Annotated in this window: 21 protein-coding genes and 1 tRNA gene; 7 read left to right on the top strand and 15 right to left on the bottom strand. The window is 39.4% G+C overall.

Annotated features, from left to right (window positions below; genetic code table 11):
* Window positions 1–345 precede the first annotated feature (345 nt).
* Window positions 346–1518, top strand: coding sequence for a SulP family inorganic anion transporter (locus H7N67_RS04160; RefSeq protein ID WP_187939152.1), 1173 nt, complete (start codon window positions 346–348; stop codon window positions 1516–1518).
* Window positions 1519–1556: 38 nt separating this feature from the next.
* On the opposite strand, the gene H7N67_RS04155 is transcribed toward H7N67_RS04160, so the two are convergent.
* The 3 genes from H7N67_RS04155 to kdsB all read right to left on the bottom strand — a co-directional run bounded on the left by H7N67_RS04155 (window position 1557) and on the right by kdsB (window position 4136).
* Window positions 1557–1631 (bottom strand) — tRNA-Asn (locus H7N67_RS04155).
* A 128-nt stretch (window positions 1632–1759) separates the two neighbouring features.
* Entirely contained in the window at window positions 1760–3211 is a 1452-nt protein-coding gene (gene hopA / locus H7N67_RS04150; protein WP_187939151.1) for a porin HopA, read from the bottom strand.
* Window positions 3212–3404: 193 nt separating this feature from the next.
* Entirely contained in the window at window positions 3405–4136 is a 732-nt protein-coding gene (gene kdsB / locus H7N67_RS04145; RefSeq protein ID WP_187939150.1) for a 3-deoxy-manno-octulosonate cytidylyltransferase, read from the bottom strand.
* A gap of 112 nt (window positions 4137–4248) precedes the next feature.
* Between kdsB and dsbK the strand changes: the two genes are divergently transcribed.
* Genes dsbK through H7N67_RS04125 form a run of 4 tightly spaced genes read left to right on the top strand, consistent with a single transcriptional unit; the run spans window position 4249 to window position 7438 of the window.
* The gene (gene dsbK, locus H7N67_RS04140; RefSeq protein ID WP_128069289.1) at window positions 4249–5046 is read left to right on the top strand and encodes a protein disulfide-isomerase DsbK; all 798 of its coding nucleotides are present in this window, start codon (window positions 4249–4251) and stop codon (window positions 5044–5046) included.
* 15 nt (window positions 5047–5061) lie between these two features.
* On the top strand, window positions 5062–5712 hold the full coding sequence (locus H7N67_RS04135; RefSeq protein WP_187939149.1) for a UPF0323 family lipoprotein: 651 nt from the start codon (window positions 5062–5064) through the stop codon (window positions 5710–5712).
* 23 nt (window positions 5713–5735) lie between these two features.
* The gene (locus tag H7N67_RS04130; RefSeq protein WP_187939148.1) at window positions 5736–6908 is read left to right on the top strand and encodes a glutathionylspermidine synthase family protein; all 1173 of its coding nucleotides are present in this window, start codon (window positions 5736–5738) and stop codon (window positions 6906–6908) included.
* A gap of 8 nt (window positions 6909–6916) precedes the next feature.
* Window positions 6917–7438 carry a hypothetical protein gene (locus tag H7N67_RS04125; protein ID WP_187939155.1) on the top strand — a complete coding sequence of 174 codons (522 nt, stop codon included), beginning with the start codon at window positions 6917–6919 and terminating at the stop codon, window positions 7436–7438.
* Between the two features lie 772 nt (window positions 7439–8210).
* Here the strand turns inward: H7N67_RS04125 and hcpE are convergent.
* The 12 genes from hcpE to H7N67_RS04065 form a co-directional block, all read right to left on the bottom strand.
* Complete coding sequence (gene hcpE, locus H7N67_RS04120) at window positions 8211–9278, bottom strand: Sel1-like repeat protein HcpE (protein WP_187939147.1); 1068 nt, start codon at window positions 9276–9278, stop codon at window positions 8211–8213.
* 95 nt (window positions 9279–9373) lie between these two features.
* Window positions 9374–9739, bottom strand: coding sequence for a c-type cytochrome (locus tag H7N67_RS04115; protein ID WP_187939146.1), 366 nt, complete (start codon window positions 9737–9739; stop codon window positions 9374–9376).
* Entirely contained in the window at window positions 9739–10659 is a 921-nt protein-coding gene (hemC, locus tag H7N67_RS04110) for a hydroxymethylbilane synthase (protein ID WP_187939145.1), read from the bottom strand. Before hemC ends, H7N67_RS04115 begins: the two co-directional genes overlap by 1 nt.
* 10 nt (window positions 10660–10669) lie before the next feature.
* Window positions 10670–12403, bottom strand: coding sequence for a proline--tRNA ligase (gene proS, locus H7N67_RS04105; RefSeq protein WP_187939144.1), 1734 nt, complete (start codon window positions 12401–12403; stop codon window positions 10670–10672).
* Window positions 12404–12406: 3 nt separating this feature from the next.
* On the bottom strand, window positions 12407–13756 hold the full coding sequence (gene hemA / locus H7N67_RS04100) for a glutamyl-tRNA reductase (RefSeq protein WP_187939143.1): 1350 nt from the start codon (window positions 13754–13756) through the stop codon (window positions 12407–12409).
* Complete coding sequence (locus H7N67_RS04095; protein WP_079373145.1) at window positions 13756–14679, bottom strand: polyprenyl synthetase family protein; 924 nt, start codon at window positions 14677–14679, stop codon at window positions 13756–13758. Before H7N67_RS04095 ends, hemA begins: the two co-directional genes overlap by 1 nt.
* 9 nt (window positions 14680–14688) lie before the next feature.
* Window positions 14689–15084: a hypothetical protein gene (locus H7N67_RS04090; protein WP_033761532.1), complete on the bottom strand. Its 396-nt coding sequence runs from the start codon at window positions 15082–15084 to the stop codon at window positions 14689–14691.
* Window positions 15077–15361 (bottom strand): DUF2018 family protein, encoded by a 285-nt coding sequence (locus tag H7N67_RS04085; RefSeq protein ID WP_001206072.1) that lies wholly within the window; start codon window positions 15359–15361, stop codon window positions 15077–15079. Before H7N67_RS04085 ends, H7N67_RS04090 begins: the two co-directional genes overlap by 8 nt.
* A 21-nt stretch (window positions 15362–15382) precedes the next feature.
* Window positions 15383–15817 carry a DNA starvation/stationary phase protection protein gene (dps, locus tag H7N67_RS04080; RefSeq protein ID WP_000846455.1) on the bottom strand — a complete coding sequence of 145 codons (435 nt, stop codon included), beginning with the start codon at window positions 15815–15817 and terminating at the stop codon, window positions 15383–15385.
* 208 nt (window positions 15818–16025) lie between these two features.
* Entirely contained in the window at window positions 16026–17171 is a 1146-nt protein-coding gene (flgS, locus tag H7N67_RS04075) for an acid survival sensor histidine kinase (protein WP_187939142.1), read from the bottom strand.
* Entirely contained in the window at window positions 17168–17485 is a 318-nt protein-coding gene (locus H7N67_RS04070) for a hypothetical protein (RefSeq protein WP_000609413.1), read from the bottom strand. Before H7N67_RS04070 ends, flgS begins: the two co-directional genes overlap by 4 nt.
* Window positions 17482–18510: a flagellar basal body P-ring protein FlgI gene (locus H7N67_RS04065; RefSeq protein WP_187939141.1), complete on the bottom strand. Its 1029-nt coding sequence runs from the start codon at window positions 18508–18510 to the stop codon at window positions 17482–17484. The genes H7N67_RS04070 and H7N67_RS04065 overlap by 4 nt, the downstream gene beginning before the upstream one ends.
* A gap of 184 nt (window positions 18511–18694) precedes the next feature.
* Here H7N67_RS04065 and H7N67_RS04060 point away from each other — a divergent pair, with 184 nt between their 5' ends.
* Entirely contained in the window at window positions 18695–20170 is a 1476-nt protein-coding gene (locus H7N67_RS04060; protein WP_187939140.1) for a DEAD/DEAH box helicase, read from the top strand.
* Between the two features lie 20 nt (window positions 20171–20190).
* Complete coding sequence (locus H7N67_RS04055) at window positions 20191–21279, top strand: prohibitin family protein (protein ID WP_001121052.1); 1089 nt, start codon at window positions 20191–20193, stop codon at window positions 21277–21279.
* Window positions 21280–21285 lie beyond the last annotated feature (6 nt).

Below are 21285 nucleotides of genomic sequence, written 5' to 3'. Positions count from 1 at the left end.
CGATCTGATAGCCCACGCTCATGTAAAATCCGTCATCTTCAGCCCTTGATAATGAGAGCATGAGAGAAAGAGAGAGCAAGAGAGATTTTTTGATTTTCATGTTTTCTCCTTTTAATAGATTTTTCTTGGTTTCACATTCCCAATGATAATCATGTCGTATGAAATTTCGCCATTTTACCATAAAATGCTTATTTTTAACTTAAAATTTATATTTTGAAAAAAAAAAAAAACGATTTTAAGTATTTTTTACAATAAAATATTTAAGAAAGCTTAACGCTATTTAAGAAAAATTTTATCTGGTTTGAAATTGGTTTTTAAATCTTTGGTTACAATCAAGCCATTCTAATGAGGAAGAAGGGCATGTTTGAAAAGATACAAAAAGAATGGTTGAGTAACATTCAAAAGGATTTGTTGTCTGGTTTTGTGGTGGGGCTTTCTGTGATCCCAGAGACGGCCGGCTTTGCGATCATGGTGGGTTTAGATGTGGGCGTGGCGTTTTATACGACCTTTTATATGGCTTTTGTGTTGTCTCTTTTTGGGGCTAGAAAGGCGATGATTAGTGCAGCAGCCGGCTCAGTAGCGCTCATTTTAGTGGGTGTGGTTAAAAACTATGGGCTTGAATACGCGGGCGTGGCGACTCTTATGGCAGGAATATTGCAAATTCTTTTAGGCTATTTGAAAATAGGGAATCTTTTGAGGTTTATCCCTCAATCAGTGATGTATGGCTTTGTGAACGCGCTAGGCATTTTGCTTTTAATGGAGCAATTCAAATTCCTTCAAAACCAAAATTTGGGGGTGTTTATTTTGCTCGCTATTGGGATACTCATCATTTACCTCTTCCCTTTAATCACTAAAAAAATCCCCTCTAATCTGATTTGTATCCTTGCAGTGAGCGCGATCGCTTTAATTTTTGATATGCATGCGCCGAATTTGGGGAGCATTGAGCAAGGGGTTTCAGGCTTTCATTTCATCATTATCCCCAAAAATTTGGATTTTAAAATGGTGTTAGGATTGTTGCCTTACGCTCTTTCTTTAGCGCTAGTGGGAACGATAGAAAGCTTATTGACCGCTAAAACTTTAGATGTTATTTTAAAAGACGGCGTGAGCGATAAAAATAAAGAAACTAAAGCGCAAGGCTTGGGGAATATCATCTCAGGGCTTTTGGGGGGAATGACAGGGTGCGCTTTAGTGGGGCAGTCTATCATCAACGCAAAATCTGGGGCTAAAACAAGGCTTTCTACTTTTTTTGCCGGCTTTTCTTTAATGGTGCTAATATTAGTGTTTAATGAATATGTGGTTAAGATCCCCATTGTGGCGGTTGTGGCGGTGATGGTGATGATTTCTTTCACCACTTTTAATTTCCAATCCATTATGAACATTAAAACAATCAAGCTCTATGACACGCTGAACATGCTCTTAGTCGTGGCGGTGGTTTTATACACGCATAATTTAGCGATAGGGGTTGTGGTGGGGGTTTTAGTCAATGCGTTATGGATCAAATCTAAAGGGATTGCGTGAATTTTTGCTATAAAAAAGAAAAAGATGAGTTAAAAGTATGGCTCCAGATGTAGGATTCGAACCTACGACCAAGCGGTTAACAGCCGCCTACTCTACCGCTGAGCTAATCTGGAATTTCGCTCAAAAAATAAAAAGAAATTCTAGTGTGTTTTTTGTAAAAAGTCAAGTAAAATGATGCCGTTATTCATTGAGAGCCAAAAGATTGGCTTTGTCCTCATTAGTAATGAGAACCGATTCAATATCAATAAGCCAAAACATAATTGAAATACACGCTATAAAGTCTTCGGTATGCTAATTTAGCGCCCATGAAAGAATAGTAATTCGTGTTGATCGTGGGGATTTTCACGCCTAATTCAATGCCATGGTGAATCCCTTGAAGCCTTAAACCGGTATTGAATAAGAATTGGAAATTGGTGTTGTTGATTTTGGCGCTGTAGGCGCTATTGGTGATTTTTAAATTCGCAGATTGGTTATTAAGCCATGTCGTGCCGGCTAGAGCGATGCCCCCAAAAATACCAAAAGAGACTTTGCGGTTTTTATCGGATCCGCCATTGATGAAATTCAATAAAAGATCGCTGCCTGCGCCATAAGTGAAAACATTGGAAACGGAGTTAAAAAAGTTGGATTTGATATAAGCATGGTTGTAATCAAAAAAGGCATAATAACGGATCCCAAAAAATTTATTTTTCCCAAAGAATTGCTTATAGCCTAGCTGCACGCCCACGCCATTCATCGCCCCGTTATTGCTTTGAGAGTTGATCAATCCCACGCTTCTAAAGGGGTTATGACCAAACTCTTTGGTAGTGGTTTGGAATTGAGAATATTGGGTTTCGTTGAGGGAATAACTATAGCTAGACCGGCTCACCAAACTGTGAAACCCTTTAGAATTAGGCGTTTTTTGAATGGCGTTGTAGATGGTTTCCAAATTGTCCCCTTTGAGATAAGAGATAGTGTCATTGATAACGCTTGAGACTTGATTGAGGTTTTTATTGAAATCAGCGTTGTTAAACGCGCTTTGTTGGTCTGGACTTTCTGGGCTAGTTCTTCGGGCATCTGCGGCGGCTTTTTTAGCGCTATCAATCATGCTATTAATGGCGTTAAAGGTGTTGCCAAAAATAGCGCATGCGTTCCCGCTTGCATTAATGCCCCATGGTTTGCCATTGCCTCCGTCTATTCCTGGGCATTGGCTTTGAAGGGTGCTAATAATGGTGCCAGCTTGAGTTAAAAGTTGGTCATAGTCATTTCCAATCGTGAGATCATTGTTTTTATTTTCTAGGGTATTTTGGAGCAATTGAGAAATCGTATTGATTTTGTCGTATTCACTAGTGGGTAGCGAGTTATTGGCTAAATTAGAGGCTACCACTTGCCACATGCCCACCGCAGAGCTGAGCGCTGAGGATACGGCTTGATTGGCGGTATTAGGGGTCGTTTTCAATCTGCTAGCGCTCTCTTTTAGATTGTCAATCGCTTGAGCGGTACTTGAATTGGTGTTAGAGGCAGTTTGTTTGAGTTCGTTATAGCGGGTTAAAAGATTGTTCAAATTCTCGTAAGCGTTGGAGACTTTTTGGATTTCGCCGGTGTTTTTCACTTGTTGAACCGCTTCGCCGATTTGATAGCCCACGCTCATAAAAACGCCGTCATTTTCAGCAAAGAGCGATGACGCCATGAGAGAAAGTAAAATCGTTTTTTTCATAAAATGTTCCTTAAAGTAATGTTTTATTTGTAAAATCGTATCAAATTGAAACTTTATTTACAACGCGTTTAAATTGTGCTATAAATTTATTGAATTTTTAATAAAATTGAGCAAAAATTAAGAAATTTTGCTTTTTTTTGGATTTAAAAAAAGGGTTTTTGATAGTGAAAAATGTTTTAAGTGTTTTTAAATTTCACCGCTTAAGGGGATCGGGGCTAAAAATTTTCAAAGCGTTTTGCAAATCTTCTTTGGTATCAATGCCCACGCTTTTACTTTGAACGATTTTTACTAGAATCTTTTTTTGATAATACAAAGCCCTTAATTGCTCTAATTTTTCTGTATCCTCTAAAACGCATGGTTTGAAAGCACACAATTCTTCTAAGATTTCTTTATTATGGAAGCCATAAATACCGATATGCCCTAAAAGGGGGGTTTGGCGTTTCGCATCAAAATCTCGTAAAAAGGGGATAAGGGAGCGCGAAAAATACAAGGCGTTATTTTGATGATCTAAAACCACCTTGACTAAATTGGGGCTTTTGGCTTGTTCTTCATCAATGACTTTGGCGCAAGTCGCCATGAAAGGGGCGTTTTGGGTGGCTTCTAATAAGGCTAAAATGACTTCTTTTTCTAAAAAAGGCTCATCGCCTTGCAAGTTTAAAACCCTTTCATCGTTTTTTAACCCTAAAATTCGCGCCGCTTCCAAACAGCGTTCTGTGCCGCTATTGTGGCGTTTAGAAGTTAGCACCGCTTTAATGCGGAATTTTTGGCACGCTTTCATGATGCTTTCATCATCGCAAGCGACTACGCATTCATCTACTAGATTCGCGTTTTTAGCGCAACGGATCACCATAGGCAAGCCAAAAATATCTTCTAGCACTTTATTTTCAAAACGACTGGATTTTAATCTAGCAGGAATGATAATCATCTTTAAACCTTTTTAAGCCTTATGAAAATAGGGGATTTTATGGTATTATACCCATTAAAAGCTTATTCCTTTTATTGTAGGGGTTTTAGGCTATTGAACTTTAGGAGTTTTAATGATATTAAGAGCGAGTGTGTTGAGCACGTTACTTCTTGTAGGCTTAGGGGCAGCCCCTAAACATTCAGTTTCAGCTAATGACAAACGGATGCAGGATAATTTGGTGAGCGTGATTGAAAAACAGACCAATAAAAAGGTGCGTATTTTAGAAATCAAACCTTTAAAATCCAGCCAGGATTTAAAAATGGTCGTCATTGAAGATCCGGACACTAAATACAATATCCCGCTTGTAGTGAGTAAGGATGGTAATTTAGTCATAGGGCTTAGCAACATATTCTTTAGCAATAAAAGCGATGATGTGAAATTAGTTGCAGAAACCAATCAAAAAATCCAAGCCCTTAACGCCACCCAACAAAATAGCGCGAAATTGAACGCTATTTTTAATGAAATACCGGCTGATTATGCGATAGAGTTGCCCTCTACTAACGCTGAAAATAAGGATAAAATCCTTTATATTGTCTCCGATCCCATGTGTCCGCATTGCCAAAAAGAGCTCACTAAACTCAGGGATCACTTGAAAGAAAACACCGTGAGGATGGTTGTAGTGGGGTGGCTTGGGGTCAATTCGGCTAAAAAAGCGGCTTTGATCCAAGAAGAAATGGCGAAAGCTAGGGCTAGGGGAGCGAGCGTGGAAGATAAAATCTCTATTCTTGAAAAGATTTATTCCACCCAATACGATATTAACGCCCAAAAAGAGCCTGAAGATTTACGCACTAAAGTGGAAAATACCACTAAAAAGATTTTTGAATCTGGCGTGATTAAGGGCGTGCCTTTCTTATACCATTATAAGGCATGATATAAGGCTACTCTCATGAAAAAACCCTACAGAAAGATTTCTGATTATGCGATCGTGGGTGGTTTGAGCGCGTTGGTGATGGTGAGCATTGTGGGGTGTAAGAGCAATGCTGATGACAAACAAAAAGAGCAAAGCTCTTTGAGCCAAAGCGTTCAAAAAGGCGCGTTCGTGATTTTAGAAGAGCAAAAGGATAAATCTTACAAGGTTGTTGAAGAATACCCCAGCTCAAGAACCCACATTATAGTGCGCGATTTGCAAGGCAATGAACGGGTGCTAAGCAATGAAGAGATTCAAAAGCTCATCAAAGAAGAAGAGGCCAAAATTGATAACGGCACGAGCAAGCTTGTCCAGCCTAATAATGGGGGAGGGAGCAATGAAAGCTCAGGCTTTGGATTGGGGAGTGCGATTTTAGGGAGCGCGGCGGGGGCGATTTTAGGGAGTTATATTGGCAATAAGCTTTTCAATAACCCTAATTACCAGCAAAACGCCCAACGGACCTACAAATCCCCACAAGCTTACCAACGCTCTCAAAATTCCTTTTCTAAAAGCGCGCCTAGTGCTTCAAGCATGGGCACAGCGAGTAAGGGACAGAGCGGGTTTTTTGGCTCTAGTAGGCCTACTAGCTCGCCGGCGGTAAGCTCTGGGACAAGGGGCTTTAACTCATAATTTAATTGATTCAAGGCTAAAAAATGCAAGTGATTCCTTTAAAACCTTTAGACAATAAGACCTTAGAAGAAATCGGCTTAGATTGGCACACTAACGATGACATGTCATCTTATATCGCTGATGAAATGGTGGTTGTTTCTCAAAAAGAAGCGGACGCTTATTATGACGCTTGTAATGAGCTTTATGACATGTTTGTAGAAACGGCTGAAGAGGCCATTCAAAACGATCGCTTTTTTGAATTGGATATTCCTAACGCACTCATCCCTATGATCAAACAGAGTTTTGAAGAGGAAGTGCATTGGCATATTTACGGGCGTTTTGATTTAGCCGGGGGGCTTGATGGCAAACCCATTAAATTACTGGAATTTAACGCTGATACCCCTACCATGCTTTATGAAACCGCGGTGATTCAATGGGCGTTACTCAAAGCCAATGGCTATGATGAAAACAAGCAATTCAATAACCTTTATGAAGCGCTTGGCGAGAATTTCAAACGCATGGTAACTTTGGGCGAAGACACGAGCCGTTTTGAAGAGTTGTATGAGGGGTGGAAAATCCTTTTTTCAAGCGTTAGGGGGAATATTGAAGAAGAGCGCACCATGCGTTTTTTGCAAGACGCTGCTCAGAGCGTGGGGTTTGAAACGGATTTTTCTTACATTGATGAGGTGGAATTTAATATAGAAGAGGGCGTGTTTAAAAACGGCTTGAATTATGAGTTTTTATTCAAACTAATCCCATGGGAAAATATCGCTATTGATGAGCCAGAATTAGCCCTTTTGATGCAAGGCATGATGGAAAACAAAAACACGATTTTTTTAAACCCGGCTTATACGATCCTTTTCCAATCCAAGCGTTTTTTAAAACTTTTATGGGACAGATACCCCAACCACCCTTTATTGTTAGAAACGAGCTATGAACCTTTAGCTAATAAAAAGCAAATCAAAAAAGTGGCTTTTGGTAGGGAAGGGGCGAATAGTGAAATCTTTGAAGCTTCCATGCAATCGCTTTTAAAAACGGACGGCGTTTATTCTAACCACAAACCCATTTATCAAGAATTTTACGAGCTCAATTCGCATAACGGGTTGTATTATCAGCCTAATGTGTTTTTTGCTTATGAATCTTGCGCGCTAGGGTTTAGAAAAGGGGGGCTAGTCTTGGATAATTTTTCTAAATTCGTGAGCCATAGGTTGCAGTAATGACTGCAATGATGCGTTATTTTCACATCTATGCGACCACTTTTTTCTTCCCTTTGGCGCTTCTTTTTGCGGTTAGCGGGCTTTCATTGCTCTTTGGGGTGCGCCAAGACACTGGCGCTACTATCAAAGAGTGGGTTTTAGAAAAATCCTTAAAAAAAGAAGAACGATTGGACTTTTTAAAAGGCTTTATAAAAGAAAACCATATCGCTATGCCTAAAAAGATAGAGCCTAGAGAGTATAGGGGAGCGTTAGTCATTGGCACGCCTTTGTATGAAATCAACCTTGAAACCAAAGGCGCTCAAACGAAAATCAAAACCATTGAAAGGGGCTTTTTAGGCGCGCTCATCATGCTGCATAAGGCTAAAGTGGGCGTTGTGTTTAAGGCGCTTTTGGGGATTTTTTGCGTGTTTTTATTGCTGTTTTACTTGAGCGCGTTTTTAATGGTGGCCTTTAAGGACACTAAACGCATGTTTATAAGCGTTTTGATAGGGAGTGTGGTGTTCTTTGGAGCGATCTATTGGTCTTTGTAGGGTTTAAAATATTAGCTTTGTTTTGGATATTGGTTATGAAATCTAAAAAATGCCTTTGAGTGCTTTTGCCATCAAAATAAAAAAGCTTGCGAAAAGCGAGTGATTTTCTCATAATGCGTTCTTAGGGGGTTAGGGGGATTTTAAAAAAGGGGGTTGTAGGGGAATGATTTCAAAATACCCCCTTATGAGTTTTAAAAACCCCATTTTTTAAAAAATTAAAGAATAACTAAACCAACACAAAAAACCCCTAAAACTCTATCTTTAAACTGAAAGCGTTTTTACCTGTCTCATCTAACAACAATTTTTAAAAGAACGCTTGAAATTCAACTATTTTTCGTTATTTTTATCAAGTCTTTTTATAGCGTGTGCATACCGCTCTGTTATCGTGCGATTCGTATTTATAGCGTGCTTATAATAACAACCACGCAAAAGCCATAAATTAAAACCATTGAAAAACACAACCAAACGCATATCTATCCCATAGCACAAAAACACGCTAAAACATTTTTATAGGACTTTTAAACCTAAAACCCACTTCAAGCTAACCTAACAAAAATTTATGCCATAAAAACACGCTAACAAACACAACCAAACAACCGCAAAAAACATTCAAAAAGTTTTCTTTTTGAAAATAGACAAAACCCTAAAAACACTAAAAATTAAAAAATTAATAGGGGTGGGTTTCTGCTTTAGCTCTTAAAACAGAGCCAAATCTTTGAAAAGTTTTGAGTTAAATAACAGATGATGATTTAGGGGGGATTGATTAAAATTTTCAATACCCCCTGAGTTTAGTAAGGTTTTCGCATGCCTGTTTCATGCCTAGCTTGCAGCCCTTGTCATAAATCATTATGGCGTTTTCTTTATCTTTCATGTTGTAATACATGCCCGCTAGAGCGAAGCAACCCACTTCATCGCCCATATCGCAACCCCTTTCATAATTATCAAGGGCTTTCCTCAAGTCTTTTGGAACAGTGTCCCCTTGCGAATACATAAAGCCCATCCTAGAGCAACTCACCGCGCTCCCCATATCGCATGCTTGTTTGAAATAATCAAAAGCCTTTTGGGGGTCTTTTTTGACATACCTGCCTAACATATACATAGAGCCTAAACTCGCGCAACCACCAGAATTGTTTAAAGCACAAGCTTTTTGCAAATAATCAAACGCCACTTCAAAATCTTCATCAAGCCCTGCATCGCCATTTTCAAACAAACTCCCTAACGCGCGGCAAGCCTGCCCATCATCTAATCGGCATGCTTTCAAATAATAGATGACGGCTTTATGGTTGCTTTGTTTGACTTCTAAAAAGCCTTTTTCATAAGCCACGCCCAAAACATAACACCCCTTAGCCATATCAAAATTACAGCTTTTTTGGTAGTAGGTAACCGCTTGATCGGCATTGCCTTTGATTTTTCTATCATAAATAATGCCTAAATTGTAGCAACTCTCAGGGTGTTTTAAAACGCACGCCTTAGCATAAGCGTCAATGGCTTCTTGATAATTTTGAGTCGTGCCTAACCCCTCATCATAAAGCCCCCCTAAACCAAAACACCCTTCCCTATCATCAGCTTGGCATGCGGTTTTATAATATTCTAGGGCTTTTTTATAATCTATTCTAGTGCCTTGCCCGTTTTCATAAATGATTCCTAATTGCGTGCAACCTTCACTCACCCCATCGTTGCATGCTTTTTTAAAATAAGATGTAGCTTTAGAATAGTTCCCGCTTTTATAGGTTCTTTCAGCAACCCCCAAAAAACTATTGTCTTGTTTCCCCCATAAATGGGCGTTCAAGCTCCAAAAAAATAACCCACAAACTAATATTTTTAAAATTTTGACACTCATTCTTACCTTCTTTTAAATTCTGATTTTTAGAACCCTTTTCTTTAATCAAAACAAAAAATGCAACGCTCCATTTTAACATAAATCAAGCGCTTTGATTAAGGCTTAGGAGGATCCTTACGCTCTTCTTTATGCTCTAAAGAGGTGATATAAAGGTAAATCGCTTGGATTTCTTCTAAATTGAGATTGTATTTAGGCATCATGCCTTTGCCTAAACTCAGGACGTCTTTAAAGGTTTTAAAATCTAAATGGTTGATTTTAGGGGCGTAGAGGATTTTTTTTTCGCCTTTTTCATAATAAAAGGTGATTTCTTGTTTTTCGCCTTTAATGCCATGGCATTTCGCGCACGCAACACCCCTAGGGTTTTTATAAAGGGCCAGCCCGTATTCCAAATCAGAGATGAAATCCGCTTCTTTAGCGTTCAAGCTTAACAAACTCAAACCTAACGCAATCAATAGACGCATTAAAACAACTGCGCCTTTTCTAAAATCTCTTTCGCCCCGCTTTGTAAAAATTCTTCTAAAAGCTCTTGGACCATAATAAACGCCTTAGTTTTATCCCCTCGCTTTTCTTTAGTGATGACTTCTTTCCCGTTAGGCAAGCCCAAAACCGCCCGGATTTTAACCCTATCGCCCATTAAACTCGCATGCACGCCTATAGGGATCTGACACCCTCCATTAAGCCCCTTAATAAACTCCCTTTCTAAATGGCAGCAAAACGCGCTTTCTTCATCGTTGAGTTTTTGAAGCGTAATAAAATGCTTGTGGTTTTTGAGCATTTCTACCCCTAAAGCCCCCTGACCCATGCTAGGAATCATTTCTTCTACGCTAAAAGCCTTGCGGTATTTCGCCCCTTGAATGTTTAAGCGGCACAACCCGGCTTCAGCCAAAATGATAGCGTCAAATTCTCCGCATTCAAGCTTTTTCAAACGGGTTTGGACATTCCCTCTCAAGCTTTCTGTGTCCAAATCCTGGCGTTTTAGTTTGAGTTGCATGGAGCGTCTTAAAGAAGTCGTGCCAACCTTTGCCCCTTTGGGCAAGCTCATCAAATCAGGGAATTTCACGCTTAAAAAAGTGTCCCTCACATCAGCCCTTTTGGTGATGCATGCCAAGTCTAACCCCTTTTCAAACACGACCGGCACATCTTTTAAAGAATGCACCGCCAAATCAATTGCGCCTTTTAAAAGCAATTCTTCTAGTTCTTTAGTGAATAGCCCCTTACCGCCAATCTTATTTAAAGGGGTGTCTAAGATTTTATCGCCCTTAGTCTTAACGATTTGAATCTCGCTTTCCATAGAGCATTCTTTTTTCAGGCGTTCCTTAATGTGATTCGCTTGCCATAAGGCCAATTCGCTCCCCCTAGAGCCAATCACCAAATTTCTCACTCACTCCCCCTTATTCGCTTTCTAACATTTCTAAAATTTTTTCTTCTAATTCGGTGTCTTTAAGCGTTTGTTTTTCCAAATTAGCGCGTTTGATGCATTCAAATTCTTTATTTTCTAAAGTTTGCTTCCCAATAATGAGCACCAATCGTTCCCCAATCAATTCAAAATCCCTCATCTTCGCCCCAAAACGCGCATCTCTATCGTCCAACAGCACATCAACGCCCTTTTGGAGCAGCCTTTCATACACTTCAAAAGCGAGTTTTTTTTGCGCTTCATCTTTCCAATTAGAAACCACGATCACCACATCAAAAGGAGCGGTATTTTTCGTCCATACACAGCCTAGATCATCGCTTTTTTGCTCTAAAATCGCGCTGAGCAATCGGCTAATGCCTATCCCATAGCACCCCATTTCAAAAAATTGCTCCTTGCCATTCTTATCCAAGAAACTCGCCTTCAAGCTTTTAGCATAGCCTTGTCCGAGTTTGAAAATATGCCCCACTTCCAAACTCTTATGGTATTTCAACGATCCCTGACAATTAGGGCAACAATCGCTCTCTTTAACCTGGACAATATCCGCATAAACAAGGTTTTCAAACCCTTTTAAATCCACGCCCACCGCATGAAAATCCTTTTCATTAGCCCCAACGATCAAGCAATCGCCCTCTTTTAAATCTTCATCAAAAATAATGTAAGAAACATGCTTTTTCAAGCCATAAGGCCCTATAAAGCCCGCTATTAGCCCTGCGTGGTTTAAATCTTCTTCATTGGCCTCTCTCAATTCTAAAGCGTTCGCTCCTATAATGTTCAAAGCGTTTAGGGCTTTAGTCTCCTCTAAATTATCATCGCCTCTAACAAAAAAGCACGCTAGGGTTTCTCTATCTTTGTGGATCACTTTTCTAACAAGCGCTTTTAAAACAAAATAAGGCTCTGTTTTAAAAAATTCCGCCACGCTTTGAGCGCTGGTGGTATTAGGGGTAGGGAATTTCGCTAATTGCGCTTTGGGGACATTTAAAGGCTCAGGCCTTTTAGAGCGTTTAGCGATTTCAATGTTGGCGGCGTAATCGCAATTTTGACACACCACGATCGTGTCTTCCCCGCATTCAGTTAAAACGACAAATTCCCTGCTTTTGCTCCCCCCAATCGCCCCGCTATCCGCTTCCACGATGCGAAAATCCAAACCCAAATCGCTTAAAATCTCTTTATAAGCGCTTTGCGTGTTTAAAAATTCCTTATCCAAGCTTTCAGCGTCTTCATGAAAGCTATAACCATCTTTCATGATAAATTCTCTCGCTCTCACTAACCCGAATCGTGGGCGGATTTCATCACGGAATTTCGTGTGGATTTGATAGAGATGCACGGGCAATTGCTTGTAGCTTTTGATGAAATTAGCGGCAATTTCGGTGATATTTTCTTCTAAAGTGGGGCTTAAAACAAAATCATTGTCTTTTCGGTCTTTAAAAACCAGTAATTCCTTGCCGTATTTATCCAAACGGCCTGATTTTTCCCACAAACTCGCCAAAACCACAAAACTCATTAAAATATTTTGCGCCCCATGCTCTTGCATGCGTTTGTGCGTGATGTTTTCTATTTTATCAAGCACTTTTTTAGCTAAAGGCAAAAAATTATAAATCCCGCTGCCTACTTGATAAATGTATCCTGCTTGAGCTAGGTGTTTATGGCTTTTTAACACGGCATCTTTAGGGGGTTCTTTGAGGGTGGGGGCAAAGAGTTTTGAAAATAGCATGCATTATTCCTCGTAATATTCGCATTTATAGAGATTCAAATTCTGGGCATGATTAGCACTAGATTTGTCTAAATTAAACAAGTTTTTAATCGCGCCCACAAGCACATCGGATTCTTCTTTTTGGGAGTTCTTTTTTAAAGCGATGGTAGGGTGGTGTAAAAAAGTGTTGAAAGCGTTGTGCAAGATCTTTTCAATATTGCTTTCGTATTCTTTAGGCACATAGCGTTTTTTGAGCGCCTTTTGCAATTCCTTTTGGGCTGAAATCCTAGCCAATTCCCTTAAATCCTTAATCAAAGGCTCTACTTCTAAACTTTGGATCCATTGGTAAAACTCCATTGTGGCAAGCCCTACAATCTCATAAGCTTTCGTCCGGCTCTCTTGCCTGTTTCCCACATTTTCTCTCACCATAGGCTCTAAATCATCCACGCTGTATAAGAAAATATTATTGAATACCGGCTTTTCAATATTCCGTGGCACGGCTAAATCAAACCAAAAACGCCTGAAAATCGTTTCTTTTAACATGGAATTTCGCACGATAAAATGCGGCGAAGAAGTGGCGCAAAAAAGCAGTTCGTATTCATTGATATGAGCGCTTAAATTTTCTACATTTTGGAAGCTCACTTTTTTAGGCTCTTCTAATTCCTTGACAAAATTTTCAAATTTAGCCGCATTACGCCCTAAAATAAGCACTTCAAATTGCTTGTTTAAAAGGTGTTTGATGACCAATTGAGCCATCTCGCCAAGCCCTATCACAAGGGCTTTTTTATCCTTAATCCTTTCTTTTTCAAAAATACTAAGCGCTTCTTTGACCGCCACTGAAGAGATGGAGACCCCTTGTTTGGAAATGCCGGTTAGATTGCGCACTTTAGCGGCGCACTTGAAAGCAAAATGGAGCAATCGGGTTAAATCTTTGGAGCAAAATTTCTCTTCAAAAGCGAATTTATAGGCGTTTTTCATCTGCCCTGTGATTTGAGTTTCCCCAACCACCAAGCTATCCAAACTGCTGCACACGCTAAAGACATGATGGACCGCACTTTCATCAGTATTGATTAAAACGCATTTTTCTAAATCAGACACGCTCATTTTTTTATTTTGAGCCAAAATCTTTAATAACGCACTTTTTTGCTCATGAGTATTAGCGCCGTGCTTTAGGCTCGCATAGATTTCAAAGCGATTGCATGTGGATAACACCATGCACTCTTTGATATTAGGGCAGTGGGTTTTAATCGTTTGTAAAAATTCTTTAAGCGTTATGGGCGAATTGATAGCGAGTTTTTCGCGCATTTCTAAGCTCATGCTTTTATGCGTAAAGGCTAGGGTGAAATATTTTGACAAATGAGTTTCTAACTCCATTAAAAAGTCCTATAAATGACATCTTGCGCTAGTTTTTCTAAAATCAAATTGTTTTCCCCTTTAATGGCTTCAAGGGCCTTTTTAGAATAAACTTGAGCGATTTTAAGGGTTTCTTCTATGATACCATGTTGCTTGAATTTTTCCTTAGTCCATTCTGTGATTTCATGACTATCTTGTTTGAAATAGGAAATTAAAAGCCCTTGATCGCGCTGATTCAATTTTTCATATAAAAGCAAGTAGGGTAAAGTGGTCTTGCCTTCTTTAAAATCGCTAAAATTGGGCTTACCTAAAGTTTTGGCGTCTTGAGTGATGTCTAACAAATCATCAATGATTTGAAACGCCATGCCAAAATGCAACCCAAAATCCGCATATATTTTGGCGTCTTTATTTAAAAGAATCGCCATGCTTTTTAAGCTCGCTTCTATGAAATGGGCGGTCTTGTCTTCTAAAATACGCCAGTATTTTTGTTTGTCGCTATTAAAACTTTCCCCCACAAACACGTCTTCAATCTCGCCTCTAGAGAGCCTTAAAACCGCATTAGAGAGGATTTGAGCGATGGATTCACCCATTTTAGAGAGTTCAAAAAAGGCTTTAGAATAAAACACATCCCCAAGCATCACGGCGTTAAAATTACCAAAAAGAGCGTTAATGCTAGGGAGTTTTCGGCGCATGGTCGCTTTGTCAATCACATCATCATGCAATAAAGAAGCGGTCTGTATCATTTCTACAATCGCGCACAAATTGAAGGCTTTATCCAATAAAATAGCGTCTGTTTTTTCATCTAATAAAGCGAGCATGAGTTTGGAGCGCAGCATTTTTGAAGGGCCAATCTTAGAAAACAATGCATCTATAAAGCCGCTTTCTATTTCTTTGATCCAAGAAGCGATTTTGTTTTGAATGGCTTGAAGTTGTTTTTCTTGCATGCAAATTCCTCAAGGCTCTTTAGGGGAAAAAACAAGGGGCATAAGGGCTAAAAATCTTAAAGTGGCTTTATCTTCTTTAAAATCTTTAAACACAAGCGACAGAGTGCTGTTAGAAGAAAATTTTTCTTCAAAAACTTTAAGGTTATAGGTGTTTCTCGCATGATCGGTGTATAAAATAAACTGGTAAGGGAAATGGTTAAAACGCATGTTGATGACTAAACCTTTATTTGCATATAGCGTCCAATAGAGCGTGATTTCTTTGGTTTGTTCATTTGAAGTGTCTTTGATGATCGCTTTAAAGACTTCATCTTTTTTTAATTCTAGCGTTTTATCTATCCCATAATCAAGCCCAAACGCTTCTAAAAAAAAGAGAAATATCAAGCCATAGCGGATAAGCTCATTCATTCCCGCTAAGAATATTCGCCATGGATTGGATCACAATGTCTGTTTTTCTACTCTCTATTTTTTGCTGCAACTCTTCATCCATTCTTAAAGCTTTAGCGAAAGATTCAAACTTTTCTTCCAAGTCTTCTTTTTCTATAAAAGTTTCCAAAAGAGCCAAAAGCTCTAAAAGCCTTTCTAGCTCTTTTTTAGAAAGCTTTCTGCTCGCATGAAAAATAATGTCATTCCACTTGTCTAAGGGGTTTCCCTCAAAAATTTCAAGCTCGCTGTAATCTCTCATGCTGGGCTTCTTTTTGATAGCTTAAGCCAAATGGGCTTCTAGCATCCAAATGGATTTTTGCAACTTGGCTAATTGATCGTCTGCATAAGTTACGGTTACTTTATCGCCTTCTTTTTCAGCGGTGTTAGAAAGCTCTTTAAATTCTTTTTCTAGGTGTTTGTAATCGCCTAGAATTTCTTTAAAGATGTCTTTAGAGTGGAAGCTTGTTTTAGTTTCTTCTTTAACGCGAGTGAGTTTGAGCGCTTCGGATAAAGTGACTAAGGGGTGATGCCCTAATTGAGCGATCCTTTCAGCGAGATCATCAAACATGTCTGCAAATTCTTCATAAATTTCTTCAGTGGCTTTATGCACATTGAAAAAATCGGTGCCTTTCACATTCCAATGGAAGTTATGCACTTTCATAAATAACACGATCGCATCCGCTTGCAAATGTTTTAAAATTTCAAATGTTTTCATCAAAAGTCCTTTTTTTTAAAATTGTTTTAGGCTTTTACTTTCATAAAAACCTTGATCGCTATCCTACACCAAAAGAGTTAATGAAAAATTGTTTTGATCTTATTTTTGTCAAATATTGATAAACTCTATTCAATTTAATATTCTTTAATCTTTTTAAAATTTTGTTTTATCGTAAAACTCATTTTTTAAGGGTGGATAATTATCCAAATTAAGAAGCGTTAAGAATCCTAATTTCAAAGGTTTTTTCTTGATTTTCTAATAGCGCAATGCTCCCTTCATGGGCCTTAACGACTTGTAAAGACAGGGCTAACCCTAGGCCGTTACCCTTCAATTTAGTGGTTTCAAAAGGCTCAAATAAAGCGCTTTTGTTTTCCACTTCCTTACCATTATCAATAATGGTGAAGACGATAAATTCATTTTGAATGAACGCTTCAATCTTCACCTGCCCCTGTTCGCTCTCTTCTAAGGCTTCAATCGCATCAATAGCGTTATACAAGAAGTTTTGCAACACAATCCCCATTAAATCAAAGTCAAAAAACCCTTCTTCATTGCTAAAATTAAAAAGAAAATCAATGTCTTTAGAGTAAGTGTAGCAATTTAGGGCTTCTTTGAGATCGCTTTCTAGCGTTTTCAAACTTTGCTTGGTGCGGTTGGCTTGAATGCCTTTAGAAAAAAGCAAGGTGGCTTTAATGATCCTTTCTACGCGCCATAAAGCTTTTTGCAATTCTACAACAATGGGCTTAGTCTTTTCGTTCGCATGCTTTAATAACACCGAAGCTAAAAGGGAGATAGAGCCTACGGGGTTTCTGATCTCATGGGCTAAATGCGCTGAGATTTTCCCCATAGAAGCGAGCCGCTCTTGGCGTTTTTGAGCGCTAATATCGGTTGCGGTGATGATTTGCTTGCCTTGAATGCTGTTTTGCTGGACTAAATAGCTTTTATTTTCATGTTCAATTTCAGTGTTAAAATTTTCTAATTTAGCCTTATTGAACACCTCATGGCTTTGATTGGCTAAAGAATTTTTATAAAAAAAGCTCCCGTTTTCATTCATCACCCAAATCGCTTGCGGTAAAATCTCTATGACCCATTCATAAAGGGCTTTATAATCCTTAAACTCCTTTTCCACCTTGTAGCTTTGTAGAATGAATTGGTTTAAAAGCCCTAGTAATTCTTGCATGTCTTTTTTGTTGGAAAAATTTTCTAATAAATCTTCACTCTCTTTGGGTTTAAAATTTTCTAATGAAATCACATTGTCTTCTTTTTTTAACAACCCCTTGAAAGAAGAAACCTTATAAGAGCGTTTCAAGGGGGAGTTTTTTAAATAAGGGCGTTTTAAACGCTTGGATTTTTTCATGGTTTTTGTTTTTCTCGCTCTTTTAAGAAATTAAACAGCATTTCGCTATAACCAAAATTCCCGCTCAATTCTTTAGAAAGGGTGTCCTTATACATGGATGTGTAAATCTCATCGCCTGGGGCTTTAGGATACAAAGGGTTATCCATTTTCATAGCAGTATCTAGCATGAATTTTAAAAGTAGCGCTTCAAAAGAATCGGTTTGTTCTTTGAGGAGCTTGTCGTTTTTATTTTGAGCCAACGCTTTTAATTTCTCTTCGCTCGCTAATTTAGAAACGTTGTATTGCTCTAACATGGCTTTATTGTTGTTTATCATAGTATCTCCATTTCAGCGCTAATCGCGCCGCTTTTTTTTAGGGCTTGCAAGATTGAAACCATCCCCTTAGCGCTCACGCCAATTTTTTGTAAGGCTTTTACCACCCCGGCAATGGTGATGCTTTTCCCGTTAGAACTCAGCGTGTTATGAGCGGTGTCTAAGGACATGTTATTGTCTAAATCCTGCGTGTTTTTAAAATCATTTAATGGCTCTTTAGTGATTTTAAGCGTGATGTCTTGGCTTGTAACCACTATAGGATGCACTATTATATCCACTCCTGAAACGATCGTGCCTGATTTTTCATCTACAATGATCTTATTTTTCGCGCTGTAGTTAATGGGGATTTCTTGCACTAAAGCTAAAAACTCCACCATAGAAAAACGCTCTGGGCGGGTGATTTGAATGGTTTTTGGATCTAGCGCTATGGCCACTTTATTGCCAAACACCTTATTTAAAGTGTTTTGCACTTGGATAGCGTTTTTAAAATTGGGGTTTTTCAGGCTTAAAGTCATGGCGTTTTTGTGGAACAAATCATACGAAACTTCCCTTTCAATAGTCGCTCCGTTGATGATATTGGCTGAGAGCAAGTTATTAGAATTGCCCGAAACGATAGCCCCTTGAGCGAGGGCGTAAATATTCCCATCTACCGCATTTAAAGGGGTCATCACCAAAGTCCCTCCCTGAATGGATTTCGCATCGCCAATAGAAGAAATGTGAATATCAATTTTATCGCCCTGTCTTGCAAAGGGGGGCAAGGAGGCTGTAATCATCACGGCAGCGACATTTTTAGATTTAATATCATCTGCAGAGATCTTAACATTCACACTCTCTAGCATGTTAGAAATGGATTGCATGGTGAATTTTGAGCCGGATTTATCCCCTGTGCCATTCAAGCCAATCACAAGCCCATAACCAATCAGCTGGTTATCCCTTACGCCTACCACGCTCGCTATATCGCCTATTTTTTCGGCCAAAAGCTTGTGGAAGGCTAATACAAAAATAAGCCATAAAAACACCCGTTTCAATCAAACCCTTTCTTTATTCCTTAAATTCTAATTATTTTAGCATAAGCCTTTTATAAAAACTTTAAACCTAATTGAGTGCATTTTTATGCTATACTCAAAAATCTTATAAACTTTAAATCAAAGATTTTAATTTTAGCCTTTTATCAGCTTAAAGTTTCAAATTAAATTGAGGTATGAATCTCCCATGGAATTGAATCAACCACCACTCCCTACAGAAATTGATGATGACGCTTATCATAAGCCTAGTTTTAATGATTTGGGCTTAAAAGAATCGGTTTTAAAATCCGTTTATGAAGCCGGCTTCACTTCCCCAAGCCCCATTCAAGAAAAGGCCATTCCGGCTGTTTTGCAAGGCCGAGATGTCATCGCGCAAGCCCAAACAGGCACAGGAAAAACCGCCGCTTTCGCTCTGCCTATTATCAATAACCTTAAAAACAACCACACCATAGAGGCCTTAGTGATCACGCCCACTAGAGAATTAGCCATGCAAATTAGCGATGAGATTTTCAAATTGGGCAAACACACCAGGACTAAAACCGTGTGCGTGTATGGAGGCCAGAGCGTTAAAAAACAATGCGAATTCATTAAAAAAAACCCCCAAGTGATGATCGCCACACCAGGAAGGCTGTTGGATCATTTAAAAAACGAGCGCATCCATAAATTTGTGCCTAAAGTGGTCGTTTTAGATGAAAGCGATGAAATGCTGGATATGGGGTTTTTAGACGATATTGAAGAGATTTTTGACTACCTCCCTAGCGAAGCGCAGATTTTGCTTTTTTCAGCCACGATGCCAGAGCCGATCAAAAGACTAGCGGATAAGATTTTAGAAAACCCTATTAAAATCCATATCGCTCCTTCTAATATCACTAACACCGACATCACCCAACGCTTTTATGTGATCAATGAGCATGAGAGGGCTGAAGCGATCATGCGCCTTTTAGACACCCAAGCGCCCAAAAAGAGCATCGTTTTCACGCGCACCAAAAAAGAGGCCGATGAATTGCACCAATTCCTTGCTTCTAAAAATTACAAAAGCACCGCCTTGCATGGGGATATGGATCAAAGGGATCGCCGCTCTTCTATCATGGCGTTTAAAAAAAATGACGCTGATGTGTTGGTGGCTACAGATGTAGCGAGCCGTGGGCTAGATATTAGCGGTGTAAGCCATGTGTTTAATTACCATTTGCCCCTAAATACCGAGAGCTATATCCATCGCATCGGGAGAACCGGGCGAGCGGGCAAAAAAGGCATGGCGATCACTTTAGTAACCCCCTTAGAATACAAAGAGCTTTTACGCATGCAAAAAGAAATTGATTCAGAGATTGAACTTTTTGAAATCCCCACCATTAACGAAAATCAGATCATCAAAACCTTGCATGACGCTAAAGTGTCTGAAGGGATCATCAGCCTTTATGAACAGCTTACCGAAATTTTTGAGCCGTCTCAATTGGTTTTAAAACTTTTGAGTTTGCAGTTTGAAACCAGCAAAATCGGCTTAAACCAGCAAGAAATTGATGCGATTCAAAACCCTAAAGAAAAAACGCCAAAACCCTCTCACAAAAAAACGCAGCATGAGCCAGCGCGTTCTTTCAAAAAGGGCCACCACAGAGACAAACACCCCAAAACGAATCGTTATTCTAAAAAACCCAAACGCCGTTAAAATATTTAAAAAGGAAATTCATGCCCATTGATTTGAACGAACATTTAAAAAAGAAAAATCCTCAAAGAGAAACCCCAACGCCCAACACGCCTAATAATGGAGGGCGTTTCATTCCGCCGTCTAACTCTTTTAATTCTAAAAAACTATCGGTTTTAATCGTCATTGTCCTTTTAGGCGTTATCGCTTTTTTGGCCAAGCCTTTTGAAGTGATTAGCTCAGGAGAAATTGGCATTAAAATCACCGCCGGGAAATACGAACCCACCCCCTTACAGCCAGGAATCCACTTTTTTGTGCCTATCATTCAAGACATCCTCATTGTGGATACAAGGATCAGGAATATCAATTTTTCACGCACCGAAGACATGGGCGTGGCGGGTAAAAACCAAGGGATTTTTAGAAACGACGCTATTAATGTGATGGATAGTAGGGGCTTGACCGTTTCTATTGAACTCACCGTGCAATACCGCCTAAACCCTCAAACCACCCCCCAAACGATCGCTACTTATGGCTTATCTTGGGAGCAAAAAATCATCAACCCTGTGGTGCGCGATGTGGTGCGATCTGTCGTGGGGCGCTACCCGGCCGAAGATTTACCCATTAAGCGCAATGAAATCGCCGCTTTGATCAATAGCGGTATCAATAAAGAAGTTTCTAAGCTCCCCAACACCCCTGTGGAATTAAGCTCTATCCAGTTGCGAGAGATCGTCTTGCCCGCTAAGATTAAAGAGCAAATTGAAAAAGTCCAAATCGCGCGCCAAGAATCAGAAAGGGTGAAATACGAGGTGGAGCGCTCCAAGCAAGAAGCTCAAAAACAAGCCGCTCTGGCTAAAGGGGAAGCGGACGCTAACAGGATTAAGGCTCAGGGCGTGGCTGATGCGATCGTGATTGAGGCTAAGGCAAAATCTCAAGCTAATTTAAGCATTTCACAAAGCTTGAGCGACAAGCTTTTAAGACTGCGCCAAATTGAAGTTCAAGGCCAGTTTAATGAAGCGTTAAAAACGAATAATAACGCTCAAATCATGCTCACTCCAGGCGGGGCTGTGCCTAATATTTGGATTGACACTAAAAGCAAGGTTAAATCTAGTATTGCCGAGACTAAAGAGCCTTAAAAACGC

The sequence above is a fragment of the Helicobacter pylori genome (assembly GCF_014498195.1).
Classification (GTDB): Bacteria; Campylobacterota; Campylobacteria; order Campylobacterales; family Helicobacteraceae; genus Helicobacter; species Helicobacter pylori_DO.
The sequence above is the reverse complement of the archived record's forward strand: the minus strand, read 5'-3'. Positions and strand labels throughout refer to the sequence as shown.

What these genes read in the sequence shown, in the direction of transcription:
- H7N67_RS04160 (WP_187939152.1), top strand. Translation starts at nt 346, where the DNA reads ATGAGGAAGAAGGGCATGTTTGAAAAGATACAAAAAGAATGGTTGAGT.
- hopA (WP_187939151.1), bottom strand. Translation starts at nt 3,211, where the DNA reads ATGAAAAAAACGATTTTACTTTCTCTCATGGCGTCATCGCTCTTTGCT.
- kdsB (WP_187939150.1), bottom strand. Translation starts at nt 4,136, where the DNA reads ATGATTATCATTCCTGCTAGATTAAAATCCAGTCGTTTTGAAAATAAA.
- dsbK (WP_128069289.1), top strand. Translation starts at nt 4,249, where the DNA reads ATGATATTAAGAGCGAGTGTGTTGAGCACGTTACTTCTTGTAGGCTTA.
- H7N67_RS04135 (WP_187939149.1), top strand. Translation starts at nt 5,062, where the DNA reads ATGAAAAAACCCTACAGAAAGATTTCTGATTATGCGATCGTGGGTGGT.
- H7N67_RS04130 (WP_187939148.1), top strand. Translation starts at nt 5,736, where the DNA reads ATGCAAGTGATTCCTTTAAAACCTTTAGACAATAAGACCTTAGAAGAA.
- H7N67_RS04125 (WP_187939155.1), top strand. Translation starts at nt 6,917, where the DNA reads ATGATGCGTTATTTTCACATCTATGCGACCACTTTTTTCTTCCCTTTG.
- hcpE (WP_187939147.1), bottom strand. Translation starts at nt 9,278, where the DNA reads ATGAGTGTCAAAATTTTAAAAATATTAGTTTGTGGGTTATTTTTTTGG.
- H7N67_RS04115 (WP_187939146.1), bottom strand. Translation starts at nt 9,739, where the DNA reads ATGCGTCTATTGATTGCGTTAGGTTTGAGTTTGTTAAGCTTGAACGCT.
- proS (WP_187939144.1), bottom strand. Translation starts at nt 12,403, where the DNA reads ATGCTATTTTCAAAACTCTTTGCCCCCACCCTCAAAGAACCCCCTAAA.
- hemA (WP_187939143.1), bottom strand. Translation starts at nt 13,756, where the DNA reads ATGGAGTTAGAAACTCATTTGTCAAAATATTTCACCCTAGCCTTTACG.
- H7N67_RS04095 (WP_079373145.1), bottom strand. Translation starts at nt 14,679, where the DNA reads ATGCAAGAAAAACAACTTCAAGCCATTCAAAACAAAATCGCTTCTTGG.
- H7N67_RS04090 (WP_033761532.1), bottom strand. Translation starts at nt 15,084, where the DNA reads ATGAATGAGCTTATCCGCTATGGCTTGATATTTCTCTTTTTTTTAGAA.
- H7N67_RS04085 (WP_001206072.1), bottom strand. Translation starts at nt 15,361, where the DNA reads ATGAGAGATTACAGCGAGCTTGAAATTTTTGAGGGAAACCCCTTAGAC.
- dps (WP_000846455.1), bottom strand. Translation starts at nt 15,817, where the DNA reads ATGAAAACATTTGAAATTTTAAAACATTTGCAAGCGGATGCGATCGTG.
- flgS (WP_187939142.1), bottom strand. Translation starts at nt 17,171, where the DNA reads ATGAAAAAATCCAAGCGTTTAAAACGCCCTTATTTAAAAAACTCCCCC.
- H7N67_RS04070 (WP_000609413.1), bottom strand. Translation starts at nt 17,485, where the DNA reads ATGATAAACAACAATAAAGCCATGTTAGAGCAATACAACGTTTCTAAA.
- H7N67_RS04060 (WP_187939140.1), top strand. Translation starts at nt 18,695, where the DNA reads ATGGAATTGAATCAACCACCACTCCCTACAGAAATTGATGATGACGCT.
- H7N67_RS04055 (WP_001121052.1), top strand. Translation starts at nt 20,191, where the DNA reads ATGCCCATTGATTTGAACGAACATTTAAAAAAGAAAAATCCTCAAAGA.